This window comes from Enterococcus sp. AZ109, from assembly GCF_051714625.1.
Classification (GTDB): Bacteria; Bacillota; Bacilli; order Lactobacillales; family Enterococcaceae; genus Enterococcus_A.
Genome location: NZ_JBIOSF010000001.1, coordinates 551,341 through 577,500, shown reverse-complemented (window position 1 = coordinate 577,500; position 26,160 = coordinate 551,341). Strand labels below are relative to the sequence as shown.

Sequence of the window (26,160 nt, the reverse complement as noted above, 5' to 3'; positions counted from 1 at the left end):
AATACTTTAAAATATGTTTTTAGAGAATATTTTAGCATGCCGGCGTGGCGGAATTGGCAGACGCGCTGGACTCAAAATCCAGTGCCCTCACGGGCGTGCCGGTTCGACCCCGGCCGCCGGTATAGGCGTAACACTAATGTTTTTTAGCACTTTATCAAATCGGACTGATAGTGTCACCAATGAACATCGGTAGAAGGAATAGACTCCTTCTCCGGTGTTTTTTTATTTGTATTGGGTTAATCCATTAAGCAAGAAGATCCGAGTTCGCATGTTCGAGAAGTCGCGGAAACCATACGAGATTCGTTTCAACGCTTTAATGTGGGTATGCAGATTATCTAAGCGTCCATTGGAGTACGGTTTGCTAAATGCCAATAGAATCCCACTTTTGTATTTAAGGAATGCTTTTTTTACATGTCGCAGTTCTCCAGGCAACGTATTCGGCATCGTCTGAAGCAAGTGGAAGAAGCAGTCACTGTCTTTGTCATGATAAGCAGACAGTATCTCCTGATAATACAAGTAAGCAGCTTTTAATTCTGAAGAAATCGCCAATAAACGATCCACCACTTCGGTTTCTGTTAGATACGCCCAACCAAAGTTTCTCTGCTTTTTAAACGTGAGATACGCTAGTTTGTTTGCCGGTTTTAAAAGCAATCTGTATAGCGATTTTAGCTGGCGATACTGTTTAGCTTGCGCTGAATCGGTTTGATCTAATTGCTTCATGATACGAATACGCACGTGATTAAAGCATCTATTTAAGTGCTGGATAATGTGGAAACGATCGACAATTGCCTGAGCTTTTGGAAAACATTCTTTGATCAAGGCAAAGTAAGGGGCATTCATATCCGTGACAATATACCGCACATTCTCCCGAGCTTTGCGGTCAAAGCGCATGAAATAAGCCACTAGATCCTTTTTCCTACGACTTGGTAAAATATCAAACAACTTTCCTGTCTCGCCATCCATGCAGGAGAAAGAATACTTTCCATGATACGTGGTCAATGAACGAAATTCGTCCAATAACAGGCATTTAGGTAACCAATTTTTCTTGACGTTGGTCTTATGTGACAGTCCAGACAAGGTGCGCTGCACCGTTGTCACTGACACTCGGCAGCGCTTCGCGATGCTTTTCAAGGATTGACGTTCCGTCAATTCTTCTAGGACACGATTGTGGACTTGTTTAGAGATAAAGCAATGGCGATTGACTAGGTATGTTTGAGCTGTAAAGTAAGTGCAGCACGCACGACAGTGATACCGCTGCTTTTTCAAGCGCAGATAAGTTTGTCTATTTCCACAAGGATTCAAAAGAATCATAGAGATCTACTTGCCGTTTTTAACCAGATTTTTGTTGGGTGCTTTACACAAGGGCAGTGCCGAAACATGCGGACTAACTCTGCTTCGGCGAGATTAACGTTCTTTCCTATGTAATACGCTTCACGGCAACTTAGAATCGTAATATTTTTGTCTTTCACTCCTAGAAGTTGTTTGATAGAATGTAATGTGGACATGCAAAAATTTTCCTCTCTAGATGGTTTTGTGGTGATTCTATTCTAGCGGAAATTTTGTATGTCTTCTTTGTTTTTTTACAAAAAAATTAGGACCGGTAGAATCTTTCTATCAGTTCCAGAAATTTTAGCACCCTTTTTTTGTTTGTTTGGGAAATAATGATTTTAAAGAATGTCAAGTAGAGAAATATGATTAATCTAAGAAAGATATTCCGGCAGTGGTGACAATGAAAGGATACGCACGAAAAATTAGGGTTAATTCTTCCCAGTATATTTCATAGGCAACCAAGTAAAAGTGCTCTCATCTCTGAAAGAAGAAAAATTGATCAGAATCTATTTTTGGTCTGGCGAAGATTTGTTTGAGTTTTTAAAGTTATCAGGTTAGAGAAATGGGGAAAGTGAGTAAGGAAACGGGTCTTCTAGTCTCAGTTCTTGATAGTATAAAATTGTCAATGAAGTGCCTATTCTTTTCGTTCATAATAAGGCTATCTATGTCACAATATCTAGAAATTTTAGTAGCTAAAATTTTTTATTAATTTCATTAGAATAATACGGAAATTTCTATTGTTCTATTCTTTTCACAGGAATCAGCACTTCAAAAACCTGATCTTCTGGAAATTCAGAAGTAGCTTCATCTTGCCAAAGCAACTCCCATATGTCGCCATCTAAAATCAATTTATGTTCCTTTAGGTAATTACGAAATCTATTATTGAAGATATTGATGTGATGAATTTCGTCTTTCATAAAACCTGATACATAATAGCCGGCTGGGCGAGTAACAACTTTTTGAGAATGATAAAGGTGTCGGCGCTCATCAGAAATCTTCACCAAAGCTCGATAAGGTGCAGCATGGAAATTTTCCTGATAGAAAGCTGCCCCGTCCACTAAGAATCCAATAGGATAACCACTAAAGAGATCTTTGCTGTCAACTGAGGAATAAAAACGACCATATATTTGTACAGAATCCATAGTATCTCCGCTTTCAATAATATCTGAAATAACAAATGATTCCGGTTCACGATAGCTGTAAGTAATGGATTCTAGATCAAAGTTTTTAAGAGTCTCATAACGTTCAATGAAACTATCTAGAGAGGTGCGAATACTTTTTAATTGTTCAATCTGTTGATCTACCTTGGTTCTTTGACGGTAGAATTCTTGCAAAGCATAGTCAACATTTCGATTTTTTAAAAAGACTTTTATCTCTTCGAGGGGCATACCAATATTTTTTAAAAGTAGAATAACATCCAATTCAAAGTATTGATCAATTCCATAATAGCGATAACCATTTTCGCCTACCATAACAGGCTTAAATAGACCAATTTGATCGTAATATATTAAGGTTCTCCGGCTAATGCCAGCATATTTGGCCATTTCGCTGATTGAAAGAAACTTTTTCATGAGAAACTCCTTTTTTTGCTTGACTGTGACGTTAGGTTACAGTTTATTCTACCATTTGAGAAGGAGGAATAAAAGATGAAACTATTTAAAATCTTTTTCAAGGACTATCATAAGATGTTCTTGGCAACCTTCATTTTAATGATCTTGCAAGCTATTGGAACGTTAATGATTCCTTATTATGTTGCTGAAATTATTGATGAAGGTATATTAATACAGGATCAAGGAGCTATTTGGAGAAATGGTGGTCTCATGCTAGGAGTGGCAGTATTAACAGGCATTGTTTCGATTATTGCCAGTTATTATTCAGCTATTTTAGCCGGTCGTTTCGGCTATTTTTTACGGAAACATTTAGTTGAAAAGACTCAAAGTTTGTCGTTGGCTGAAATGGAAGAGTTTGGTACTCCCACATTGTTGGCACGAACAACTAGTGATATTACTAACATTCAACAAATTCTGATGATGGTGTTCCAAATGATTATTCCAGCTCCCTTAATTTGTATTGCTTCAATTGTACTAACTGGAGCTATTTCTTGGCGATTTATTTGGATTCCTACAATAACAATTGTGTTATTCTCTGCTGTATCATTCATAGTTATTAAAAAAGCCATTCCGCTTGCAGATGTGATGCAGCAACGAATGGATAAAATGATGCAAGTTTTGCGAGAGTTTTATACAGGTGTCCGAGTGATTCGTGCCTTTGATAAGACAAAATTTGAGAAGGAACGCACAGACAAGACTTTTAGCAATTATGCTGATGTAATGATCCGCGTAAACAAGCTGTTTGCTATCTTAAATCCGACTGTAAATCTAGTGATGGGACTAGGGATGACTGCTGTTTTAGGCTTTGGTGGGGTACTTGTGTTACAAGGTAATGTACCGATCGGAAGTTTGACTGCGATTAGTGAATATACGATTTTGAGCCTGTGGTTCCTGACAATGGCAGCTATGGTTATCGTTATGATCCCTAAGGCTTTGGCTTCTTTAGAACGTATTGGAGAAGTGTTAGATAAAAAAGAAGAAATCGTGGATGGATCGAAGAAAAGTTTTGAAGCTAGGGAACAAGGACCTATTGCTGTTTTTGATCATGTCGATTTTGCTTACAGTGGAGCAGAAGAGTCTGTTTTATCAGATATTTCGTTTGATATACCTAAAGGAATTACTGCTATCGTTGGCGGAACAGGTTCTGGTAAAAGTACGATTGCCAAAGCGCTATTGAGATTCCGCGATACTTCGAAAGGTGAAATTCGTTTTTTAGGGCAATTAATTACAACTGTTTCGCAAAATGCATTACGAGATCGGATTAGCTATGTACCGCAAAAAGCCTTTTTATTCAGTGGAACGATTGAAGATAACTTTCTCTTTGGAAATCCTAAAGCAACAAGAGCAGAGATGCAAAATGTTGCTAAAATTGCTCAAGTGGAAGAGTTTATTGAGGGGTTAGATGATCAGTATCAAGCGGTTGTTGCTCAAAAAGGGAATAACTTTTCAGGTGGACAAAAGCAACGCTTAAGCATTGCACGTGCTTTGATTAAGCCAGCTGATTTATATTTCTTTGATGATAGTTTTTCAGCTTTAGACTATCAAACTGATGCGAAATTGCGGCAGGCACTGAAAAGCTATTTGAAAGATGCTGCGATTGTGATTGTGGCTCAGCGATTGTCTACGATTAAAGATGCGGACCAAATTATAGTGTTGGAAGAAGGCAAAATTGTGGGCAAGGGAACCCATGAGGAACTGTTAGGTACATGCAGTGTTTACCAAGAGTTTGCTAAATCGCAAGGAATGGAGGAGAAGAAGCGTGAGCATGAAGCAAGTTGAAGAAACGATTGAAACAGAAATGCCTAAAGATATGAAAAATACGGGTTTACGATTGTTTAAAATATTAGCTCTACAAAAGAGTCGTTTTCTAGTGATCATCACCTCGGCGATCTTTTTCGCAGCTTTAATGGCGGTCACACCGTTAATTTTAGGCTGGGGATTGGATGCCATCATTGCACTATTCCAAAGTGGGCAGCTTTCGATAGAGGCACTAGTCGACGCCTTAACCCGACCAGTTCTCTTCTTATTCTCAATATGGGTTGGAGTAGCACTATTTTCTTTATTGCAGGAATATACTATGGCTAGTGTTGCTGAAACACTGACCTTGCGTTTACGTAAAACTCTAACAGAGAAATTAAACCGCTTGCCAATGAATTTTTTTGATCAATATAAGACTGGTGATATTTTAACCAGAGCTACTTTGGATTTAGATAAAGTTTCTGAAGTCTTGCAAGTAGGACTAATGCAGCTAATTTCAGCTGTTCTTTCAATTGTGATCGGTTTGGGTCTGATGATCTATCTGAGTCCATTATTGACCATTGGAATCGTCGGAATTCTTCTAATTAGTTTATTTTTAACCAAATGGTTAGCTAATAAAAATCAAGAATATTTTTCTGAGAATCAGGTAGCTTTAGGGGCAGTTGGAACTAAAGCTGAAGAAAATTATTCTGGTAATTTGGTTATTAAAGCTTACAATCGACAAAAAGAAACGTTGGAGGAACTGGATGAATTAAATGAAGCACAGTTTCAGGCATTTAAAAAAGCACAGTTTGTCAGTTTTGCTATTAACCCGTTAATCCGATTGGTTAATCAGTTAGGCTTTGTAACGAGTGCAGTTGTTGGCGGGATTATGGTTATTAATGGTCAGCTATCCATTGGTTTAGTTCAAGCTTATTTGCAATATGTTAATCAGGTTTCTGAACCAATCACGCAGGTGTCTTATGTAATTAATAGTTTGCAAAGTGCCTTTGCCGCATTAGAAAGAATTTTTGAGATAGTAGATTTGGAAGAAGAAAGCGAAGAGCCGTTAACTCTGTCTGTTCCAGAAAAAGTTCATGGTGAGGTTGCCTTTAAGCATGTTGCTTTTGGTTATCAGCCGGAACACTTACTGATGGAGGATGTAAACTTCAAGGTTAAACCGAAACAAATGGTAGCGATCGTAGGACCTACTGGAGCCGGGAAAACGACGATGATTAACTTGCTGATGCGTTTTTACGATTTGAATGGAGGTCGAATTGAAATTGACGGCAAGAATGTAAAGCATTTTTCACGAGCGGCTATTCGTCGGAAATTTGGAATGGTACTGCAGGATACATGGATGTTTGAGGGGACGGTAGCTGATAACATTGCATACGGGAAACCTGAGGCTACTCGCCAAGAAGTAATTCAGGCAGCGAAAGCAGCACAGTGTGACTACTTTATCCGAACGCTGCCAAATGGTTATGATACGATTATCTCTTCTGAGGATGGGCAGATTTCTCAAGGGCAGCAGCAGCTCTTAACGATTGCGCGAGCAATTTTAGCAGATCCGCAGATTCTTATCTTAGATGAAGCAACTTCCAGTGTTGATACACGGACCGAGGAGATGATTCAGCAAGCAATGGATCGCTTGACCAGTGAGCGAACTAGCTTTGTCATCGCCCATCGCCTATCCACAATAAAAAATGCTGATTTGATATTAGTTATGCAAAATGGTTCGATTATTGAGCAAGGAAGCCATCGAACTTTAATGGAAAAAGGTGATTTCTATGCCAATTTATACAATAGTCAATTTGCATCAGCATAGATGGAAGCTCGACTGAAATGTCGGGCTTTTTTTCGGTAAAATTAGTAAAATAGTTCAAGGTATTAGATTACAAATGAAAGTAATCAATAGAATTTTCGCAAGTAGAAAAAATATTCTGAAAACTCATTGACTTTTAATTTTGTTCGCGTTATAGTTAATGAAATTAATGAGAGAATCATTAGACTAAAATGAAGACAGGGAGCCATTCACATGCGCAAGTATACTCAAATGAACCAAATCGTCTTATTAATTATTGAGTACAGGACTTAGAACACCGGAGGAATGTTTATCCGAATGTTTGAGTCCTATTTGCGTTAAGGAATGGGATTCTTGCAAAAGCATCCCACTTTATTGTTGGGATGCTTTTTTAAATGGAATGGGAGATGAAGTACATGAGAAGTGATCAGATTAAAAAAGGAATTGACGCAGCACCCGCCCGCAGTTTGCTCTATGCAACCGGACAAGTAAAAAATATTGAAGATATGAATAAACCCTTCATTGCGATTTGTAATTCGTACATTGATATAGTACCCGGGCATGTTCATTTAAGAGAATTAGCCGATGTTGCGAAGGAAGCAATTCGCGAAGCAGGTGGTATTCCGTTTGAATTCAATACTATCGGTGTGGATGATGGCATTGCTATGGGACATATTGGCATGCGTTACTCTCTTCCAAGTCGAGAATTAATTGCCGATGCTGCTGAGACAGTTATTAATGCACATTGGTTTGACGGAGTCTTCTATATTCCAAACTGCGACAAGATAACACCTGGCATGATCATGGCAGCAATGCGTACAAACGTACCAGCAATCTTCTGTTCTGGTGGTCCGATGAAAGCAGGAATTGATCCTACTGGGCATCAAACCACTTTATCTTCCATGTTTGAAGCGGTAGGTGCTTTTAAAGAAGGTCAGATGTCTGAAGCTGATTTTACCTTCATGGAACAAAATGCTTGCCCTACCTGTGGTTCATGTGCAGGGATGTTTACTGCTAATTCTATGAACTGCTTATTAGAAATGTTAGGTTTAGCCCTTCCAGGAAACGGTACAATTTTAGCTGTATCAGATGAGCGTCGTGAATTAGTTAAGAAGTCAGCAGTTCAATTGATGGACTTAGTTAAAAAACAAATTAAACCACGTGATATTGTAACTAAAGAAGCCATTGACGATGCTTTTGCTTTAGACATGGCGATGGGTGGTTCCACCAATACCGTCTTGCATACATTGGCAATCGCCAATGAAGCGGAAATTGACTACAACCAAGAAGATATTAACGAAATTGCCAAAAGAGTTCCTTATTTGTCTAAGATTGCTCCTTCATCTGCTTATTCTATGCATGATGTTCATGAAGCTGGCGGGGTTCCGGCAATTATTAACGAACTAGTTTCAATCGAGGGTGCCATCCATCCAGATCGGATCACAGTTACTGGCAAGACCTTACGTGAGAGTGTCAAAGACTGGACTATCAAAAATGAAGAAGTGATTCATCCGAAAGAGAATCCTTACAGCCCAGTTGGTGGTTTATCTATTCTTTATGGAAACATTGCTCCTGAAGGGAGTGTTATCAAAGTTGGTGGTGTTGACCCGAGTATTAAAGTATTCAAAGGTAAAGCAATCTGCTTCAGTTCACATGACGAAGCTGTAGAAGCCATTGATAACCATACAGTTGGCAAAGGACATGTAGTAGTAATCCGTTACGAAGGACCAAAAGGTGGGCCTGGAATGCCTGAAATGTTGGCACCGACATCAAGTATTGTTGGCCGCGGTTTAGGTAAAGATGTAGCTTTAATCACTGATGGACGTTTTTCGGGCGCTACTCGCGGAATTGCTGTCGGACACGTTTCACCTGAAGCTGCTGCTGGCGGTCCACTAGCTTTAGTTCAAGATGGTGACACAATTACTATTGATTTAACCAACCGTACATTGAATGCTGAAATTTCTGAAGAAGAAATGATGAAACGAAAAGATCAGTTAATCAAATTTGAACCGAAGGTGAAAAAAGGCTGGTTAGCCCGCTATTCAGCACTTGTAACTTCAGCCCACACTGGAGGAATTATGAAACTACCGGAAGATTAGGAGGAATCGTTATGGAAAAAGTAGAGACAAAAGCGCAGCAACGTGAAAAGATGTCAGGAGCAAAACTGCTTTTAGATTGTTTACACAAACAAGGTGTAGAAATTATTTTTGGCTACCCTGGTGGGTCGGTTCTGCCTTTATACGATGCACTTTATGATGAAACGACGATTCCCAATATCCTGACTCGTCATGAGCAAGGGGCGGTTCATGCAGCGGAAGGCTATGCCAAAGCTACTGGAAAGCCTGGTGTTGTTATAGTAACTAGCGGTCCGGGTGCTACGAATGCTGTAACGGGGATTGCAGATGCTATGGGTGACTCAGTCCCATTAGTAGTAATAACTGGACAAGTAACTACGCCTGGTATTGGCAAAGATGCTTTTCAAGAAGCAGATGTACTTGGAATCACTTTACCGATTACAAAAAACAATTATCAAGTTCGCGATATTGAAGAATTGCCTAAAATCGTACATGAGGCGTTTCACATTGCAACAACTGGCCGAAAGGGTCCTGTCGTTATTGATTTACCGAAAGACATGACGGTCTTGGAAGCTTATGCTGAGTGCGACAATGTCGTTCACTTGGAAAGCTATCAGCCTAATACAGTACCTTCAAAAATGCAAATCGATCGTTTAATGAAGCAATTTTCGCAAGCAAAAAAACCGGTTCTTCTAATTGGCGGCGGAGTGGTAGCAGCAGATGGCAGTGAAGAATTCAGGGAACTGATCGAGCGCTATCAAGTTCCAGTTGTTTCTAGCTTGCTTGGATTAGGTGCTTTTCCTAATGAGCACGAGCTATTTTTAGGAATGGGTGGTATGCATGGTACTTATGCAGCGAACATGGCAATGATGGAAGCAGATTTTCTTCTTAGCATTGGCTGTCGTTTTGATGATCGCCTAGCTACTAACCCAGAAGCTTTTGCTAAAGAAGCAGTCATTGCCCATATTGACATTGATCCAGTAGAAATCGGGAAGATTATCCCAACTGATATTCCAATTGTGGGCGATGCCAAAATTGCTTTACAGCAAATGCTTGACAAAAATGTTAAACGACCTGAATGCAGTGAGTGGTTGACACTTTGTGCTGAAAGAAAAGCAAAATACCCATTGCAATATGAGGATAGTAATGAGACGATTAAACCACAGAAAGTAATTGAAATCGTGGCAGATATTACTGAAGGCGATTCGTATGTCGTTACCGACGTAGGTCAACATCAAATGTGGGTCGCACAATTTTACCCCTTCAACTTTCCTAAACAACTAATTACCAGTGGTGGTCTCGGCACGATGGGTTATGGTATTCCTGCGGGGATTGGTGCTAAATTCGGAGAAAAAGATCGCTCAGTAGTAGTATTTGTCGGCGATGGTGGTTTCCAGATGACCAATCAAGAATTGGCTATTTTGAATATTTACAATTTGGATATCAAATTTGTTTTGATGAACAATCATTCATTGGGAATGGTTCGACAGTGGCAGGAACGTTTCTTTAATGAACGCCGCTCTCAATCTGTACTAGATGATCAGCCCGACTTTATGAAGATGGCTGAAGCATATGGTATAAAAGGAATGAAAATCGATGAATCAAGCAAGCTGGATGAACAGCTGAGAGAAGCTTTCGCAACAAAAGGTCCAATGCTGATTGAAGTAATCGTTGACAATCGAGAACATGTTTTGCCGATGATTCCGGCTGGTCAGCCAAACGATCAAATGTTGGGGGTGGAGTAAAATGCGTAGAATGATTACAGCCAAAGTGCACAACCAATCAGGTACATTAAGTCGAATTACCAGTATATTAAATCGTAGACAAGTAAATATTGAAAATATTTCTGTTGGAACGACTGAAATTGAAGGTGTTTCGCGTCTGACGATGATGATTCAAGCGGATACTTTAGCAGAAGTAGAGCAGGTGACTAAGCAGCTGAATAAGCAAATTGCAGTAGTCAAGGTTTCGGATATTACTGATGAACCTCACTTGGAACGGGAACTTGCTTTAATTAAGGTGAATGCTCCTGCTCCGATACGCTCAGAGATTCAGGCAATGATCGATCCATTTCGCGCAGATATTGTCGATGTGTCTTTGAAATCAATCGTAGTGCAAGTAGCTGGTTCAACAGATAAGGTGAATGCATGTATTGAAGTTTTAAAGCCATATGGTATCAAACAAATGGCTCGTACCGGTGTTACCGGGTTTACCAGAGGTTAATCGCAAATTTTGCTTTTAATAGATAGTTGAAAAACGGAGGAGAATAAATTTATGGTTAAAGTTTATTATGACGATGCAGTAGCAAAAGATGTATTAGAAGGAAAAACAATTACAATTGTTGGTTATGGTTCTCAAGGCCATGCCCACGCGCAAAACTTGCGTGATACAGGTCATGAAGTAATTATCGGAGCTCGTGAAGGTAAATCTGCTGATGCAGCTCGTGAAGATGGTTTTGAAGTGTTACCTGTAAATGAAGCGACTAAAAAGGCCGAGGTTGTCATGATTTTGGCACCAGACGAAATCCAAGGCACTTTGTACGAAAATGAAATTAAACCAAACCTAGAAGCGGGTAATGCTTTAGCATTTGCTCATGGTTTTAATATTCACTTTGATGTAATCGAACCACCAAAAGATGTGGATGTTTTCTTAGTAGCACCCAAAGGACCTGGACATTTAGTTCGTCGTACCTTCACAGAAGGATTCGCAGTACCAGCTCTATTTGCTGTTTATCAAGACGCAACAGGAACTGCTCAAGAAGTTGCTTTGTCTTATGCTAAAGGCATTGGCGCTACTCGTGTAGGTGTTTTGGAAACAACCTTTAAAGAAGAGACTGAAACGGATCTGTTCGGTGAACAAGCTGTTCTATGTGGTGGTTTAACTAGTATGATCGAAGCAGGCTTTGAAACATTGGTTGAAGCAGGCTACCAACCAGAATTAGCGTATTTTGAAGTTTGTCATGAAATGAAATTGATCATTGACTTGATTTACGAAGGTGGCTTCGGTAAAATGCGCGATTCAATCTCTAATACTGCTGAATATGGCGATTACGTATCAGGACCTCGCGTAATTACTGAACAAGCAAAAGCAAATATGAAAGAAGTTCTAACTGATATCCAAAACGGTAACTTCGCTAACGGATTTATCGAAGACAACAAAAAAGGCTTCCCTGAATTCAAGAGAATGCGGGCGGAAAGTGCTGGACATCAAATTGAACAAGTGGGTGCTGAATTACGTAAAATGATGCCATTTGTATCTCGTAAAGATTAAGTGTATAAGGAGTGTGGAAGATGGAAATCGTCAAAGATAGTGATGTGCGAACTGCCTATCAGTTGTTAAAAAACGCAGTCACACATACCCCGCTCCAATATGATCGCTACCTGTCGGAAAAGTATCAGGCTAATATTTTATTTAAACGAGAGGATTTACAGAAAGTTCGCTCGTTTAAACTGAGAGGTGCCTACTATGCCATTAAGAAACTATCGTCTGACCAATTAAAAAAAGGGGTTGTTTGCGCGAGTGCGGGAAACCATGCACAAGGTGTTGCGTATACGTGCCATGAGTTAAATACCCAAGCGGCTATTTTCATGCCAAGTACAACGCCCAATCAAAAGGTCTCACAAGTTCAATTTTTCGGTGGCGATAATGTAGAAATCTTTTTAATTGGTGATACTTTTGATGCTTCCGCCACTGCAGCTCGTAAATACTGCGAAGAAAACAATATGACCTTTATTGATCCTTTCAACGATCCTAATATTATTGCTGGTCAAGGAACTTTGGCTTTAGAGATGATGACGGATGCGGAACGAGAAGGTTTTAAACCAGACTATGTCTTAGCAGCAATTGGTGGCGGCGGTTTAATCAGTGGTGTTTCTTCTTATGTGAAGAATACTTCACCGACAACTAAAGTAATTGGCGTTGAACCAGCAGGAGCTCCATCCATGCAGGCCGCTTTTGATAATGATGGACCAGTTGAGTTGGCTGAAATTGATAAATTTGTTGATGGTGCAGCTGTCAAAAAAGTTGGTGAGATTACTTACACTCATACGAACAAGTATGTGGATGGTTTGGTCACTGTAGAAGAAGGTTTAGTTTGCTCAACTATATTAGAGATGTATGGTAAGCAGGCAATTATCGCTGAACCGGCCGGGGCATTGAGTGTTGCCGCTTTGGAACCGTTGAAAGACGAGATCAAAGGGAAAACGGTCATTTGCATTATCAGTGGGGGAAACAATGATATCAACCGTATGGCAGAAATCGAAGAACGTTCGTTGATGTATGAAGGCTTAAAACATTATTTTGTTGTAAGTTTCCCACAACGTCCAGGTGCGTTGAAAGAATTTGTTACCGAGGTATTAGGACCAGATGATGACATCACGCGGTTTGAGTATACAAAAAAAATTAATCGCGGCGCTGGGCCGGTAATATTGGGCATTTTATTGAAACGTAAAGAAGACTTGCCGGCGTTATTGAAAAACATTGAACAATTTGATCCAAATTACATTGACTTGAGTGAAAATCAAACATTGTACGGATTACTAGTATAAAAATAGAGGCTCTTGATCCTTAGCAAAAGGAATCAAGACGCCTCTATTTTTAGTCGATCAGCTGATACTGATCGTTAAAATAATTTTTATAAGCACTATAGCCACCGATGATAGCTCCTAAGCTAGTAGCTGATAACAACATAAAGGTCACCATGATTTGATATTTGATGGCATGGACAGGGTCCAAACCTGCAAATATCAAACCTGACATCATTCCAGGTAAACTAACCAGCCCGACCGTTTTAGCTGAATCAATTGTTGGCTGCATCGCAGTTTTAATACTGTGCTGCAAAATCGGCTGGGCCGCTAATTTTACTGAAGCTCCTAAGGCCAATTTTTCTAAAACCTGCTGTCGTTGATCGTGAAACTGGGTATTCAAGTTCCGGTAACACAAGCCAATCGCGACCATTGAGTTACTAGCAATCATCCCGGTAATTGGTACAATTTGTGATGGGATAAATTGGATAGCTCCAGAGAGAACTAAGACTCCTAAGGTAACATAGGTGCTGATTAAAATAGCCGCCAATGAATGGAAATACTTTTTGTGTTGGCTAGGATTTCGTTTATGAGCGTTCCAGGCAGCATTAAATACGATGAATAAACTCATAGCAGTGGTCAACAGATTGTTATCGACTTGAAAGATATACTTTAGTACGTAACCCACGATTACTAGCTGAATGACTGCTCGCAGAATACTGAAAAAGATGTCTTTAGATAAATCTAATTTCTCCTTGTAGCTGATCGCTACGGCAATCAAGACTAAACCAAAAGAAATTATTAATGATAAATTATTGACGGATAGGTTCATGGGCTAATTTCCCTCCTTTAATCCAAATAATTTTTTCAGCAGCTTTTATCTCAGCCTCATCATGAGTGACCTGTAAAATGGTTACTTGCTCTTGATGGATGTGAGCAATTAATTGTTGAATGATTGTTTTATTTTTCTCATCCAAGCCCACAGTTACTTCATCTAACAATAAAATCTTAGGCAGGAAAAGGATATTGCGAATCAAGGCCACCCGTTGCCTTTCTCCGCCGGAAAGCTGAGTGACTGGTTTATCTAAGTAATCTTGCGGTAAATCCACCATTTGCAAATGCTGCAGCATGGTTTGCTGGTCTGGATTTTTTTCTCTAATTAAATAGGGAAAGTCCAGGTTATCACGAACGGTATCACCAAATAATGTAGGCTGCTGGAAACAATAAGAAACCAGTTGACGATATTTGGTATAGGGATAATCGCGCTGCTTCTTCCCATTAAAGATGATTTCACCGGAAGTAGGTGTTGCCAAAGAGGCGATTAGACGCAGAAGGGTGCTCTTCCCACCGCCGGATGGTCCTGAGATGGTCAGAAAATCAGTTTCTTCAACAGTTAAATTAATGTGGTCGATAATCAGCTGCTGTTGGGGTTGATAACAAATGTTTTTTAATTCCAACAAAGACATAATAAAATCCTTTCTTTTAACGAGGAACGATAACCAGGAGTTCCGGATGATTTTCCACTACCAGTTGTTTAATTTGATAATTAGGATGATCAATAAAATGGCTAGTCGCCTGATATCGGTTTAGAAAATATTCTTGGATTTGCTCTTCAGTCCACTGGCGGGCTGGGAAATGCCAGAATTTCGTCCCATTTTCCATCACAAAGACAAAACTAGAGCTCCAAGCATTTTTGATTTCCTCAGGGATTTGTGAGAGTTGTTGTTCAAAAACTTGCATAGTGATTCCTCCTAAAGCGTTAGTTTATTGAGTGACTTGTTGTCCCATTTTTGATTTATTTGAAATTAAGCGGGCACGTCCTTCAGTTTTGACTAAAGTGGTCAATTCCTTCAAGGCGTCTTTGGCAATCCATTGTTTCTCTTTTGAAGCATCCGCCTGTAGTTGCTCAGATGTCTCAATACATAGTGCTTTGCTTTCCAGGTTAACTTTCCCTAGTTCTCGTAAAGCCCAAGAAGCGGCTTTTTTCACTAAGATTCGGTCGTCATCAGTGTGGTGTTTGATCAGCTGAAGGTAATCGTTAATTTCATCTAATGAAAGCGTAGCATGGGTAGAAGTGCTGGCAATCAGGGTAAATGCGGCTCTTTTTTGATAAAGCTCCTCCGAAGTGATCCATTGGCGAATGTAGTCGTCAAAATCTTGTTTAATGACAATCGTTTTACACAGTAGATCGCAAAGATCCCAGGAATGCACACCATCCATTAAAGCAAGAATGTCTTTATTTGTACAATCTTTTGGTTTTAGAGCTAAGACAGCTAGTATCTTGCATTCGTGATAGCCGGTACCCCATAATTGAAACAAAAAGTCTTTGTCTTTGGATAACTGTTTGGCCAGCTTTCTAAGTATAGGGGTAGCAACACCAATTGCGTCCCCAGCTGGGACACCTAACTTAATTACATTTTGCTTGTATTTATCTGACGCATTTTCCTGCAGGTATTGAATAATTTCCTCGATTGTCATAACACACCTCGTTTATTTTCTATTATCCCTTACTATGGATTTTTCGTCTATTGAAAGTTCAAGGCAAATTATTTTGAGTTTGACCAATTCTGATGTATGATATGTTCACGGTTACTTACAGATAGTAACAAGTGCAAATCTTTCCATTTTTTCACGAAAAGATTTATACTATAGCCGTGAGTTCAAAAGAGCTCAATTTATCTAGGAGGTTTGTATTATTATGGGAAAAGAACATTATGATAGAAGTAAACCACACGTTAATATTGGTACCATTGGACACGTCGACCATGGGAAAACAACATTAACGGCAGCAATTACAACGGTACTAGGCAAAAAAGGTCTTGCAAACCCTCAGGACTATGCAAGTATCGATGCTGCACCTGAAGAACGTGAACGCGGAATCACTATCAATACTGCCCACGTTGAATATGAAACTGAAAAGCGCCACTATGCGCATATCGATGCTCCAGGACACGCAGATTACGTGAAGAACATGATCACCGGTGCTGCACAAATGGACGGAGCAATCTTAGTTGTTTCTGCAACTGATGGCCCTATGCCACAAACACGTGAACACATTCTATTATCTCGTCAAGTAGGGGTTAAATACTTGATCGTCTTCTTAAACAAAGTTGATTTAGTTGATGATGAAGAATTAATCGACTTGGTTGAAATGGAAGTTCGTGAATTGTTAACTGAATATGGTTTCCCAGGTGATGATATTCCTGTCTTGAAAGGTTCTGCTTTGAAAGCTTTAGAAGGCGATGCGGATCAAGAACAAGTAATCATGGACTTGATGGACACTGTTGATGAATACATTCCAACACCAGAACGTGACAATGACAAACCATTATTGTTGCCAGTGGAAGATGTCTTCTCAATTACTGGACGTGGTACTGTTGCCTCTGGACGTATCGACCGCGGGAAAGTAAATGTCGGCGACGAAATTGAAATCGTTGGGATTAAATCTGAAACCCAAAAAGCAGTCGTTACTGGACTAGAAATGTTCCGTAAAACTTTGGACTACGGTGAAGCTGGTGACAACGTTGGTATTCTATTACGTGGGATTACCCGTGATCAAATCGAACGTGGTCAAGTTATTGCTAAACCTGGTTCAATTACACCACATACGAAGTTCAAGGCTGAAGTATATGTGTTGTCGAAAGAAGAAGGTGGCCGTCATACGCCATTCTTTAACAACTATCGTCCACAATTTTACTTCCGTACAACAGACGTTACCGGTAACATTGTTTTACCAGCAGATACTGAAATGGTTATGCCTGGGGACAATGTCACAATCGAAGTTGATTTGATTCACCCAATCGCCGTAGAAAAAGGAACAACTTTCTCTATTCGTGAAGGTGGCCGGACTGTTGGTTCAGGTATTGTAACTGAAATTGACGACTAATTTACTAAAAGTGTCCGCAGCTTGCGGACGCTTTTTTTCTTTCTTTCCCTCTTCAAGTAGGCTATGATTAAAAGAAAAGGTGAGGGATTAGATGGAAAAAATTTTTGTAAGTCCTGGTATGTATTTGCAAGGAGAGAATATACTGATTTATCGCTTTGGAGAGTTATTGAAGTTTGGGAAAAATGGCTTTGTTGTAACTGATACTTTTGTCTATGAGTTGCTGGGTGAGGACATAATCTATGGCTTGAAACAAGCCGGTTGCCAGATCAAGGTATGGCTGGTAGACAAGGAGAATACCACCGATTTACCAGCAGAAACTGATTTTGTTTTGGCAATAGGCGGAGGAAGAGCAATTGATTTAGGGAAATCGTTGGCCTTAAGAGAACAAATATCCTGTGTTGTGTTGCCAACATCAGCTGCTACTGATGCACCGGCTTCACGGATTTCAGTCAATTATGACAAAGAAGGCTATTTCCAAAAATACAGCTATTTTTCCAAAGGACCTGATTTAGTTTTTGTTGATACGGCTATTTTGGTTAATAGTCCGGTTCATTTTTTGACCTCTGGGATTGCTGACGGATTATCTACGTATGTTGAGGCACGGACGGTTTGGGAAAATAAGGGGATCAATACATTAGGTGGGCGACCAACAATTGCTGCCCAGGCTTTGGCTGAAAAATGTCGAGATGTTTTGTTCGCTGATGGACTAGCCGCGGTGGCTGATAACATGGAGAAAAAAGTAACGCCAGCTTTTGAAGCAGTAGTTGAAGCAAATACTTTGTTGAGTGGTCTTGGTTTTGAATCTGGGGGACTCAGTATCGCTCATGCCTTGCATAATGCATTAACTAGCTTATATGGTAAAGAACTGAAGGCGAGTCATGGACAAATTATTGCCGTAACTACTTTGATTCATCTAAAAGTAGAAGGTCGCTCGGAGTTGTCTGAATACCAAGCATTCTTCAAAGAGCTGTCTTTACCAACGACAATTACCGAACTAGGGTTGCAGCTGGATGAATCCAGTATTGCAAAAGTAGTAGAGTTGGCTTTCGACAAAAATGATGGTATCGTCCGCAGTAAAGTGAAGGTGACAAAAGAAGAAGTAGTTGCTGGAATTCAAGCATTCAAATAAAAAAATTGACCGCTGGAAATTTTCCGGCGGTCAAATTTTTTAGATATTCAATACTTTATTCAAGAAATCTTTGGTTCTAGGGTTGTGAGGGTTATTGAAAATTTGTTCTGGCGTACCGTCTTCTAAGATTTTACCGCCATCGGTGAACATCACGCGATCGGCTACTTCTTTAGCGAAGCCCATTTCATGAGTTACGATAACCATCGTCATCCCTTGATGTGCCAAATCCTTCATAACGTTTAATACATCTCCAACCATTTCTGGGTCCAAGGCAGAAGTTGGTTCATCAAAAAGCATGACGTCAGGGTTCATTGCAAGCGCACGGGCAATTGCCACACGTTGCTTTTGTCCACCAGATAGACTATCTGGATAATCATCTTTTTTCTCAGCCAAACCAACGCGTTCCAAAAGTTCAACAGCCCGTTCATTAGCTTTTTCTTTGGGTTCACCTTTTAAATCTAAAGGGGCTAATGTGATATTTTCTAATACAGTCAAATGAGGGAAGAGATTAAAATGTTGGAACACCATCCCAATATGTTGACGAATTAAGTTGATATCAGTGTTTTTATCAGTCAAATCTTGTCCATCGATAATAATTTGGCCTTCTGTTGGATCTTCTAAACGGTTCATGCAACGAAGAAATGTGGATTTACCGGAACCAGATGGTCCAATAACACAAACCACTTCACCTTCTTTAATCGTTACATTGATATCGTTTAGAACGGTATTATCACCAAATTTTTTCACTAAATGATTTACAATAATTTTTTCACTCATCTTAATTCACCTTCTTATCTAAGCGGTTCGCTAGTTTAGTTAATAACGTAATCAAGATCAAATACATAACAGCAATAATTAAGTAAACGTAAGAACTTTGTGTTGTCCGAGCAACGATTATTCTACCAGTTTGTAGTAATTCAACTACACCGATAGCAGAAATGATAGTAGTATCTTTCAAACTGATAACAAATTGGTTAATGAAAGATGGAACCATTATTTTAACAGCTTGTGGTAACACAATTTTTTGCATAGTCTTGTTGTAGGAAAGACCTAAACTTCGCGAAGCTTCCATTTGACCGATTGGCACGGCATTGATACCACCTCGAACGATTTCAGCGATATAAGCACTAGCGTTTAAGGTCAAAGTAATAATACCTGCTGCAAAGTCTGGAATCGTAATTCCAGTCATGCCTGGCAATCCAAAGAAAATGAAGAAAGCCAGTACCATCATAGGGATTCCGCGAATCACATCAACATAAAGACTAGCGAACACACGCAGACCTTTAACGGGCGAAACTCGGAATAAGCCAAAGATAACACCTACTACGATTGCTAATGCAAAAGAAACCAGTGCAAGAACAATTGTATTCCATAATCCTTCTAATAAAACAGAGTAATTGTTTTTTAGCAACCCGCCAATAGTTGATTCATCCACAGCATCATCACTGGCAGCAATACTGTCGTCACCAATGTGAGTGCTAAGTATCTCGTCATATTCACCTGTACGGCGCATTTCCTGCAAACCTTCATTAAACATTTCGACCAGCTCTTGGTTTTCACCTTGTTTCACGGCAAATCCATACTCGCCACCGGTTTCTCGTTCAATTGGAGTTTTCAAATCTTGCCCTTGTTGAACAGCATAACCAATAACTGGGTAATCATCCATCATGGCATCGATTGAACCTACTCTTAAAGCATCATATAATTGATCGGCTGCATCAAAGTTTTTAATAGAGTAGCCATATTCATCTTCGTGTGCTTTTAAGAAGTCGGCACTTTCTGTTCCAACTTTCGCTCCGACTGTTTTACCATCTAAATCTTCATAAGAAGTAATATCATTATTGTCTTTAGCAACGGCTAATTGAATTCCGCTTTGGAAATAAGGGTCACTAAAATCATAATTTTCTTTCCGTTCATCGGTAATGGTCATCCCAGCAATCATGCCATCTGCTTGGCCAGATTCTAAAGCTTGCATGGCAGAGGAGAAGCCGATGAATCTGAAGTCAAGATTGAAGCCTTGTAATTCAGCTGCTCGGTTCAATAGGTCCACATCTATTCCTTTATAAGTACCGTCACTGTCTTGGTATTCAAAAGGAGCAAAAGCAGAATCGCTAGCAATTACATAAGTATCTTTTTTTGGTTCTACTTTTTTCATTTCACCTGAAGGAGCACTGCTTCCAGTAGAAATATATTTGCTGACGATCTCATCGTAAGTACCGTCTGCTTTTAAATCTTTCAAACCTTGATTGAATTTTGCAAGTAGCTCTTGATTTTCACCTTTTTTAACAGCGAAACCGTAGGCACTGCTAGCTTCGTAGTCTCCAACTAGTTTAAAATCTTGCCCATTATTCACGGCATAGCCTAAAACAGGGTAATCGTCGAAAATAGCTTGAACATTATCATTATTTAAGGCGCTGTATAGAGCATCCGAAGCCTCAAATAGGCTAATGTTGTAACCATATTTATCTTCATTTTCTTCCAAAAAAGTGGCACTTTCTGTTCCAATTTTTGCGGCAACGGTCTTACCTTCAAGATCTTCGTAGCTTGTGATGTCGTTGTTATCTTTGTGAACAGCCATCTGAATTCCACTGTCAAAGTAAGGATCAGAGAAATCAAATGTTTTTTTACGCTCATCTGTGATGCTCATTCCGGCAATCATTCCGTCCAATTGATTAGACTGCACACCTTGGATAGAAGGGTCAAAGCCTAATGGTCGTAGATCCACCTCAAAACCTTGGTTTTCCGCAATTTCATTGAGTAAATCTACATCAATCCCGATATAATTTCCATCTGAATCTTGGAACTCAAACGGTGCGAAAGTTAAGTCAGTTCCTATCTTGTAGGTCGTCGCAGCATGACTTTTTTCACTGAAGCCAAGTGTTATAATACTTGCCACCATCAGTATCAAGAACGGTAAAAGTCTTCGTTTTTTCATAACAAACCTCCTATAGTATTATCATTGATCTATTATATGTTAGAACGGCAAAAGAAAACAAGAGGTACAAGTGTTCCCAATAAAAAAAATCTAAAATTCCTAACACGAGATGTCACTTTATCTTACGTGGAGTGTTTTAAGGAAAATGTAAGATGATCCTAAAGGTAAGGAGAATAAATAGCGAAAATATGTTCGGTATGTTATAATTTTTTACTGAGAATTATTCTTCTATATAATAGAAGAAAAAAGGAGGACGTTTGTGTGATAGAAAGAGAAACAGGCAATACTTTTGACCTTCATTCCAATTATGAACCTGCTGGCGACCAGCCGGTGGCTATCAGTCAGTTGTCAGAAGGGGTCATAAATGGAAAAAAAGCACAAATTCTCTTGGGAGCAACTGGAACAGGTAAAACCTACACTATCTCTAATTTGATAAAAGAGGTAAATAAACCAACGTTAATCATTGCTCACAATAAAACTTTAGCTGGACAGTTGTATGGAGAATTTAAAGAGTTTTTTCCGAATAATGCTGTTGAATACTTTGTAAGTTACTATGATTATTATCAACCTGAAGCTTATGTACCCTCTAGTGATACTTATATTGAAAAAGACTCCAGTATCAATGATGAGATAGACAAACTGCGTCATTCGGCTACAAGTGCATTGCTTGAGCGGAATGATGTTATTGTTGTGGCATCAGTGTCTTGCATTTTTGGTCTGGGATCACCTAAAGAATACCAAGAACAGGTAGTTTCTCTCAGGGTTGGCATGGAAATGGACCGCAATCAATTGTTGCGAAACCTGATTGATATCCAATTTGAACGCAATGATATCGACTTTCAACGTGGGCGTTTTCGGGTTCGCGGGGACGTAGTTGAAATTTTCCCAGCATCTAGGGATGAACGTGCTTTGCGCGTGGAATTTTTCGGTGATGAAATTGATCGTATCCGTGAAGTGGATGCCTTAACTGGCGAAGTGATGGGAGAAACTGAACACGTAGCTATTTTTCCGGCTACACACTTTTTAACCAACGAACACAACTTAGAAGTTGCTATCAACAATATCCAAAAAGAATTAGAAGAACGTTTAGCTGTATTACGCAGTGAAAATAAGCTTCTAGAGGCTCAACGTCTAGAGCAGCGGACTAACTATGACATCGAAATGTTGCGTGAAATGGGATATACATCGGGAATTGAAAATTATTCTCGCCATATGGATGGTCGGAAAGAAGGCGAGCCGCCATTTACTTTGATCGATTTTTTCCCTGATGATTTTTTGATGGTTATTGACGAATCTCATGTTACCATGCCTCAAGTTCGAGGAATGTATAATGGTGACCGAGCTAGAAAGCAAATGCTAGTAGATTATGGATTCCGCTTACCATCGGCTTTGGATAACCGACCATTACGTTTAGAAGAGTTTGAAGAACGAGTAAATCAAATCGTCTACGTATCAGCGACACCGGGTCCTTATGAGGATACACAAACGGATACTGTAGTGGAACAAATTATTCGACCAACTGGATTATTAGACCCAGTTATTGAAGTACGTCCAATTATGGGACAAATTGATGACTTGGTCGGAGAAATAAATGAACGAGCGGAAAGAAATGAACGAGTTTTTGTAACTACTTTGACCAAGAAAATGTCGGAAGACTTAACTGACTACTTTAAAGAATTGGGTATCAAAGTTAAGTATCTTCATAGCGATATTAAGACCTTGGAGCGTACGGAGATTATTCGAGATCTGCGTTTAGGAAAATTTGATGTATTAATAGGTATTAATCTACTTCGCGAAGGATTGGACGTACCTGAAGTATCCCTGGTAGCCATTTTGGATGCCGACAAAGAAGGCTTTTTACGTAGTGAACGTTCACTTGTTCAAACAATTGGTCGTGCAGCTCGTAATTCTGACGGGCGTGTTATTATGTATGCGGACAAGGTGACTGATTCAATGCAACGGGCGATGGATGAAACAGCACGTCGTCGAGAAATTCAGAAACAGTACAATATTGAGCACGGTATTGAACCGAAAACAATTATTAAAGAAATCCGTGATCTGATTGCTATCAGTAAAGTCGCTGAAGAGGTTGGTGCTTATGATATTAGTTCATATGATGATCTGTCTATTGAAGAACGTAGACTGATGATTGAAAAACTAGAAGACGAAATGCGTGAAGCAGCTAAAACCCTTGATTTCGAAACTGCTGCCTCTTTACGAGATACAATTTTAGAATTAAAAGCTGCAGAATAAAAGAATAACTTTTTTGTGAATAGGAGAAAAGTATGGCAAACGATAAAATAGTGATTCATGGCGCCAGGGCTCATAATTTGAAAAATATAGACGTAACCATTCCTCGTGATAAAATGGTAGTGGTCACAGGATTATCTGGATCAGGAAAAAGCTCACTGGCTTTTGATACCTTGTATGCAGAGGGGCAACGGCGATATGTAGAGAGTCTTTCTGCATATGCTCGTCAATTTTTAGGTCAAATGGATAAACCGGATGTAGATAGTATCGATGGATTAAGTCCTGCAATTTCGATTGATCAAAAAACCACTAGTAAAAACCCTCGTTCAACGGTAGGGACTGTAACTGAAATTAACGATTATCTGCGGCTACTATACGCTAGAGTAGGACATCCAATTTGTCCCAATGATCATATTGAAATTACTTCGCAATCTGTAGAACAGATGGTGGATAAAGTCTTAGAGTTGCCAGAGCGTACAAAAATTCAAATTTTAGCGCCGGTTGTGGTTAAGAAAAAAGGGCAACATAAAAAAGTTTTTGAAATGATTCAAAGAGAAGGGTATGTCAGAATGCGCGTGGATGGTGAAGTCTATGATGTATCTGAAGCACCAGAACTTGAAAAAAATAAAAAACATGATATTGCAATAGTCATTGACCGTATTGTTGTAAAAGAAGGTATCCGTTCGCGTTTATTTGATTCCTTTGAAGCTGCGTTGCGTTTAGCTGATGGCTATGCATTAGTTGATGTAATCGGGCGAGAAGAGATGCTGTTTAGTGAACACTATGCTTGTCCTTACTGTGGTTTTACCGTTGGTGAATTAGAACCGCGCCTTTTCTCTTTTAACGCTCCGTTTGGTGCTTGTCCTGAATGTGATGGGTTAGGACTAAAACTGGAAGTCGATCAAGAACTAGTGATTCCTGACCCTACCAAGACTTTAAGAAAAGGTGCTCTAGTTCCTTGGAACCCAATCAGTTCCCAATATTATCCGCAAATGCTGGAGCAAGCCTGCTTAAGCTTTGGAATTGATATGGATACACCATTTGAAGATTTACCTGAAGAACACCAAAAAATCATTCTTCATGGTTCAAACGGCGAGCATTTCCATTTTCATTACGAAAATGATTTTGGTGGAGTGCGGGATGTAGAAGTACCTTTCGAAGGGATTCTTTCTAATATTGATCGCCGCTATCGTGAAACCAATAGTGACTTCACTCGTGAACAAATGCGTTTATATATGACTGAATTAAAATGCCAAGCTTGTCATGGTTTGCGATTGAATCCTCAAGCATTATCGGTACAAGTTAATGGAATCAATATTGGTGAAGTGAGTGAAGATTCAATTAATCAGGCTCTAGAATTTTTTAATGGTTTGACTTTAAGCGAACAAGAAACGATGATTGCTCGTCCGATCTTAAAAGAGATCGGTGATCGATTAACTTTCTTGCGAAATGTGGGGTTGGAATATTTGACGTTAAGCCGTGCAGCTGGAACCCTATCCGGTGGTGAAGCGCAGCGCATTCGTTTGGCGACTCAAATCGGTTCTAATCTGTCAGGTGTTTTGTACATTTTAGATGAACCATCTATTGGTTTGCACCAGCGGGATAATGATCGTTTGATCCATTCGTTGAAAAAAATGCGGGATTTAGGAAATACTTTAATCGTAGTAGAACATGATGAAGATACAATGCGCGCTGCGGACTATTTAATTGATGTAGGTCCAGGGGCTGGTGATCAAGGTGGAGAAATTGTCGCAGCAGGAACCCCTGCTGAGGTTGCAGAAAACGAAAGCTCGCTAACCGGTCAATATTTATCTGGTAGAAGACAGATTCCAGTCCCTAAAGAAAGACGTAAAGGGAATGGAAAAGCGATCAAAGTGACTGGTGCAGCTGAAAATAATTTGAAAAACCTTGATGTCGCTTTTCCTTTAGGCAAATTTGTTGCTGTTACCGGAGTTTCAGGTTCTGGGAAATCAACCTTGGTAAATCAGATTTTGAAAAAAGCGTTGGCTCAAAAGTTGAATCGCAACTCAAATAAGCCTGGTAAGTACAAGAAAATTACTGGATACAAGAACATTGAAAAACTAGTAGATATCGACCAGAGTCCCATTGGCCGAACTCCACGAAGTAATCCAGCAACCTACACTAGTGTGTTTGATGACATTCGTGACTTGTTTGCTAAGACTAATGAAGCAAAAATACGTGGTTACAAAAAGGGACGTTTCAGCTTCAACGTTAAAGGTGGTCGATGTGAAGCCTGCCGTGGAGACGGTATTATAAAAATAGAGATGCACTTTTTGCCAGATGTTTATGTCCCTTGTGAAGTTTGCCATGGGAAACGATACAATTCTGAAACCTTAGAAGTTCATTACAAGGGAAAAAATATTGCTGATATTTTAGAGATGACGGTGGAAGATGCTGTAGAGTTCTTCAAACCAATCCCTAAGATTCATCGCAAATTGCAAACAATTGTTGATGTAGGTTTAGGATATGTAACTATGGGTCAGCCTGCGACAACTTTATCAGGTGGCGAAGCACAACGAATGAAGTTGGCTAGTGAACTTCATAAAAACTCTAATGGGAAAAACTTTTATATCTTGGATGAGCCGACTACAGGGCTTCACACAGATGATATAGCTCGCTTGCTGAAGGTGCTAGAGCGATTTGTGGATGCCGGAAATACTGTTCTAGTTATCGAACATAATTTAGACGTGATTAAATCAGCTGACTATGTGATCGATTTAGGACCTGAAGGTGGCGACGGTGGAGGAACAATTCTTGCCACTGGGGCACCTGAGGAAATTGCTGAAGTACCTGAAAGCTACACTGGTTATTACTTGAAAAAAGCGTTGGAAAGCGCTAAATAATTATAAAGAAAAAAGGCA

Annotated in this window: 18 protein-coding genes, 1 tRNA gene and 1 pseudogene; 12 read left to right on the top strand and 8 right to left on the bottom strand. The window is 39.6% G+C overall.

Annotated features, from left to right (window positions below; all coding sequences use genetic code 11):
* Positions 1-38 precede the first annotated feature (38 nt).
* Positions 39-122 (top strand) — tRNA-Leu (locus tag IGI42_RS02710).
* A gap of 100 nt (positions 123-222) precedes the next feature.
* Here IGI42_RS02710 and IGI42_RS02705 read toward each other — a convergent pair.
* Together IGI42_RS02705 and IGI42_RS02700 are read right to left on the bottom strand one after the other, a co-directional pair.
* Positions 223-1,505 (bottom strand): annotated as a pseudogene (locus IGI42_RS02705) (ISL3 family transposase).
* 558 nt (positions 1,506-2,063) lie between these two features.
* Positions 2,064-2,900, bottom strand: coding sequence for a MerR family transcriptional regulator (locus IGI42_RS02700; RefSeq protein ID WP_438714140.1), 837 nt, complete (start codon positions 2,898-2,900; stop codon positions 2,064-2,066).
* Positions 2,901-2,975: 75 nt separating this feature from the next.
* Here IGI42_RS02700 and IGI42_RS02695 point away from each other — a divergent pair, with 75 nt between their 5' ends.
* The 7 genes from IGI42_RS02695 (at position 2,976) to ilvA (ending at position 13,102) form a co-directional block, all read left to right on the top strand.
* Positions 2,976-4,718 carry an ABC transporter ATP-binding protein gene (locus IGI42_RS02695; protein ID WP_438714139.1) on the top strand — a complete coding sequence of 581 codons (1,743 nt, stop codon included), beginning with the start codon at positions 2,976-2,978 and terminating at the stop codon, positions 4,716-4,718.
* A complete protein-coding gene (locus IGI42_RS02690; protein ID WP_438714138.1) occupies positions 4,699-6,504 on the top strand; it encodes an ABC transporter ATP-binding protein in 1,806 nt (601 codons plus the stop codon). The genes IGI42_RS02695 and IGI42_RS02690 overlap by 20 nt, the downstream gene beginning before the upstream one ends.
* Positions 6,505-6,896: 392 nt before the next feature.
* A complete protein-coding gene (gene ilvD, locus IGI42_RS02685; protein WP_438714136.1) occupies positions 6,897-8,579 on the top strand; it encodes a dihydroxy-acid dehydratase in 1,683 nt (560 codons plus the stop codon).
* Positions 8,580-8,590: 11 nt separating this feature from the next.
* Positions 8,591-10,300, top strand: a complete 1,710-nt coding sequence (ilvB, locus tag IGI42_RS02680) for a biosynthetic-type acetolactate synthase large subunit (protein WP_438714135.1) — start codon at positions 8,591-8,593, stop codon at positions 10,298-10,300.
* Between the two features lies 1 nt (position 10,301).
* Positions 10,302-10,778, top strand: a complete 477-nt coding sequence (gene ilvN / locus IGI42_RS02675) for an acetolactate synthase small subunit (RefSeq protein WP_438714133.1) — start codon at positions 10,302-10,304, stop codon at positions 10,776-10,778.
* A 51-nt stretch (positions 10,779-10,829) separates the two neighbouring features.
* A complete protein-coding gene (gene ilvC, locus IGI42_RS02670; protein WP_438714131.1) occupies positions 10,830-11,825 on the top strand; it encodes a ketol-acid reductoisomerase in 996 nt (331 codons plus the stop codon).
* A 20-nt stretch (positions 11,826-11,845) separates the two neighbouring features.
* The gene (ilvA, locus tag IGI42_RS02665) at positions 11,846-13,102 is read left to right on the top strand and encodes a threonine ammonia-lyase IlvA (protein WP_438714130.1); all 1,257 of its coding nucleotides are present in this window, start codon (positions 11,846-11,848) and stop codon (positions 13,100-13,102) included.
* A 49-nt stretch (positions 13,103-13,151) separates the two neighbouring features.
* Here ilvA and IGI42_RS02660 read toward each other — a convergent pair whose 3' ends face one another.
* From IGI42_RS02660 to IGI42_RS02645, 4 genes are read right to left on the bottom strand one after another with little or no spacing between them, the layout of a single operon-like run.
* A complete protein-coding gene (locus tag IGI42_RS02660) occupies positions 13,152-13,910 on the bottom strand; it encodes an ABC transporter permease (RefSeq protein ID WP_438714129.1) in 759 nt (252 codons plus the stop codon).
* Positions 13,891-14,544 carry an ABC transporter ATP-binding protein gene (locus IGI42_RS02655; protein WP_438714128.1) on the bottom strand — a complete coding sequence of 218 codons (654 nt, stop codon included), beginning with the start codon at positions 14,542-14,544 and terminating at the stop codon, positions 13,891-13,893. Before IGI42_RS02655 ends, IGI42_RS02660 begins: the two co-directional genes overlap by 20 nt.
* 16 nt (positions 14,545-14,560) lie before the next feature.
* Entirely contained in the window at positions 14,561-14,818 is a 258-nt protein-coding gene (locus tag IGI42_RS02650) for a hypothetical protein (RefSeq protein ID WP_438714127.1), read from the bottom strand.
* A 24-nt stretch (positions 14,819-14,842) separates the two neighbouring features.
* Positions 14,843-15,556, bottom strand: coding sequence for a DNA alkylation repair protein (locus IGI42_RS02645; protein WP_438714126.1), 714 nt, complete (start codon positions 15,554-15,556; stop codon positions 14,843-14,845).
* Positions 15,557-15,776: 220 nt separating this feature from the next.
* Here IGI42_RS02645 and tuf point away from each other — a divergent pair, with 220 nt between their 5' ends.
* Complete coding sequence (gene tuf, locus IGI42_RS02640; RefSeq protein WP_438714125.1) at positions 15,777-16,964, top strand: elongation factor Tu; 1,188 nt, start codon at positions 15,777-15,779, stop codon at positions 16,962-16,964.
* A 91-nt stretch (positions 16,965-17,055) separates the two neighbouring features.
* A complete protein-coding gene (locus tag IGI42_RS02635) occupies positions 17,056-18,093 on the top strand; it encodes a glycerol dehydrogenase (RefSeq protein ID WP_438714124.1) in 1,038 nt (345 codons plus the stop codon).
* A 39-nt stretch (positions 18,094-18,132) separates the two neighbouring features.
* Here IGI42_RS02635 and IGI42_RS02630 read toward each other — a convergent pair whose 3' ends face one another.
* Both IGI42_RS02630 and IGI42_RS02625 read right to left on the bottom strand, forming a co-directional pair.
* Positions 18,133-18,870 (bottom strand): amino acid ABC transporter ATP-binding protein, encoded by a 738-nt coding sequence (locus tag IGI42_RS02630; protein WP_438714123.1) that lies wholly within the window; start codon positions 18,868-18,870, stop codon positions 18,133-18,135.
* A 1-nt stretch (position 18,871) separates the two neighbouring features.
* Positions 18,872-21,028 (bottom strand): amino acid ABC transporter substrate-binding protein/permease, encoded by a 2,157-nt coding sequence (locus tag IGI42_RS02625; RefSeq protein WP_438714122.1) that lies wholly within the window; start codon positions 21,026-21,028, stop codon positions 18,872-18,874.
* A 261-nt stretch (positions 21,029-21,289) separates the two neighbouring features.
* Here IGI42_RS02625 and uvrB point away from each other — a divergent pair, with 261 nt between their 5' ends.
* Positions 21,290-23,281 (top strand): excinuclease ABC subunit UvrB, encoded by a 1,992-nt coding sequence (gene uvrB, locus IGI42_RS02620; protein ID WP_438714121.1) that lies wholly within the window; start codon positions 21,290-21,292, stop codon positions 23,279-23,281.
* A 32-nt stretch (positions 23,282-23,313) separates the two neighbouring features.
* Entirely contained in the window at positions 23,314-26,142 is a 2,829-nt protein-coding gene (uvrA, locus tag IGI42_RS02615) for an excinuclease ABC subunit UvrA (RefSeq protein WP_438714120.1), read from the top strand.
* The last annotated feature ends 18 nt before the right edge of the window (positions 26,143-26,160 follow it).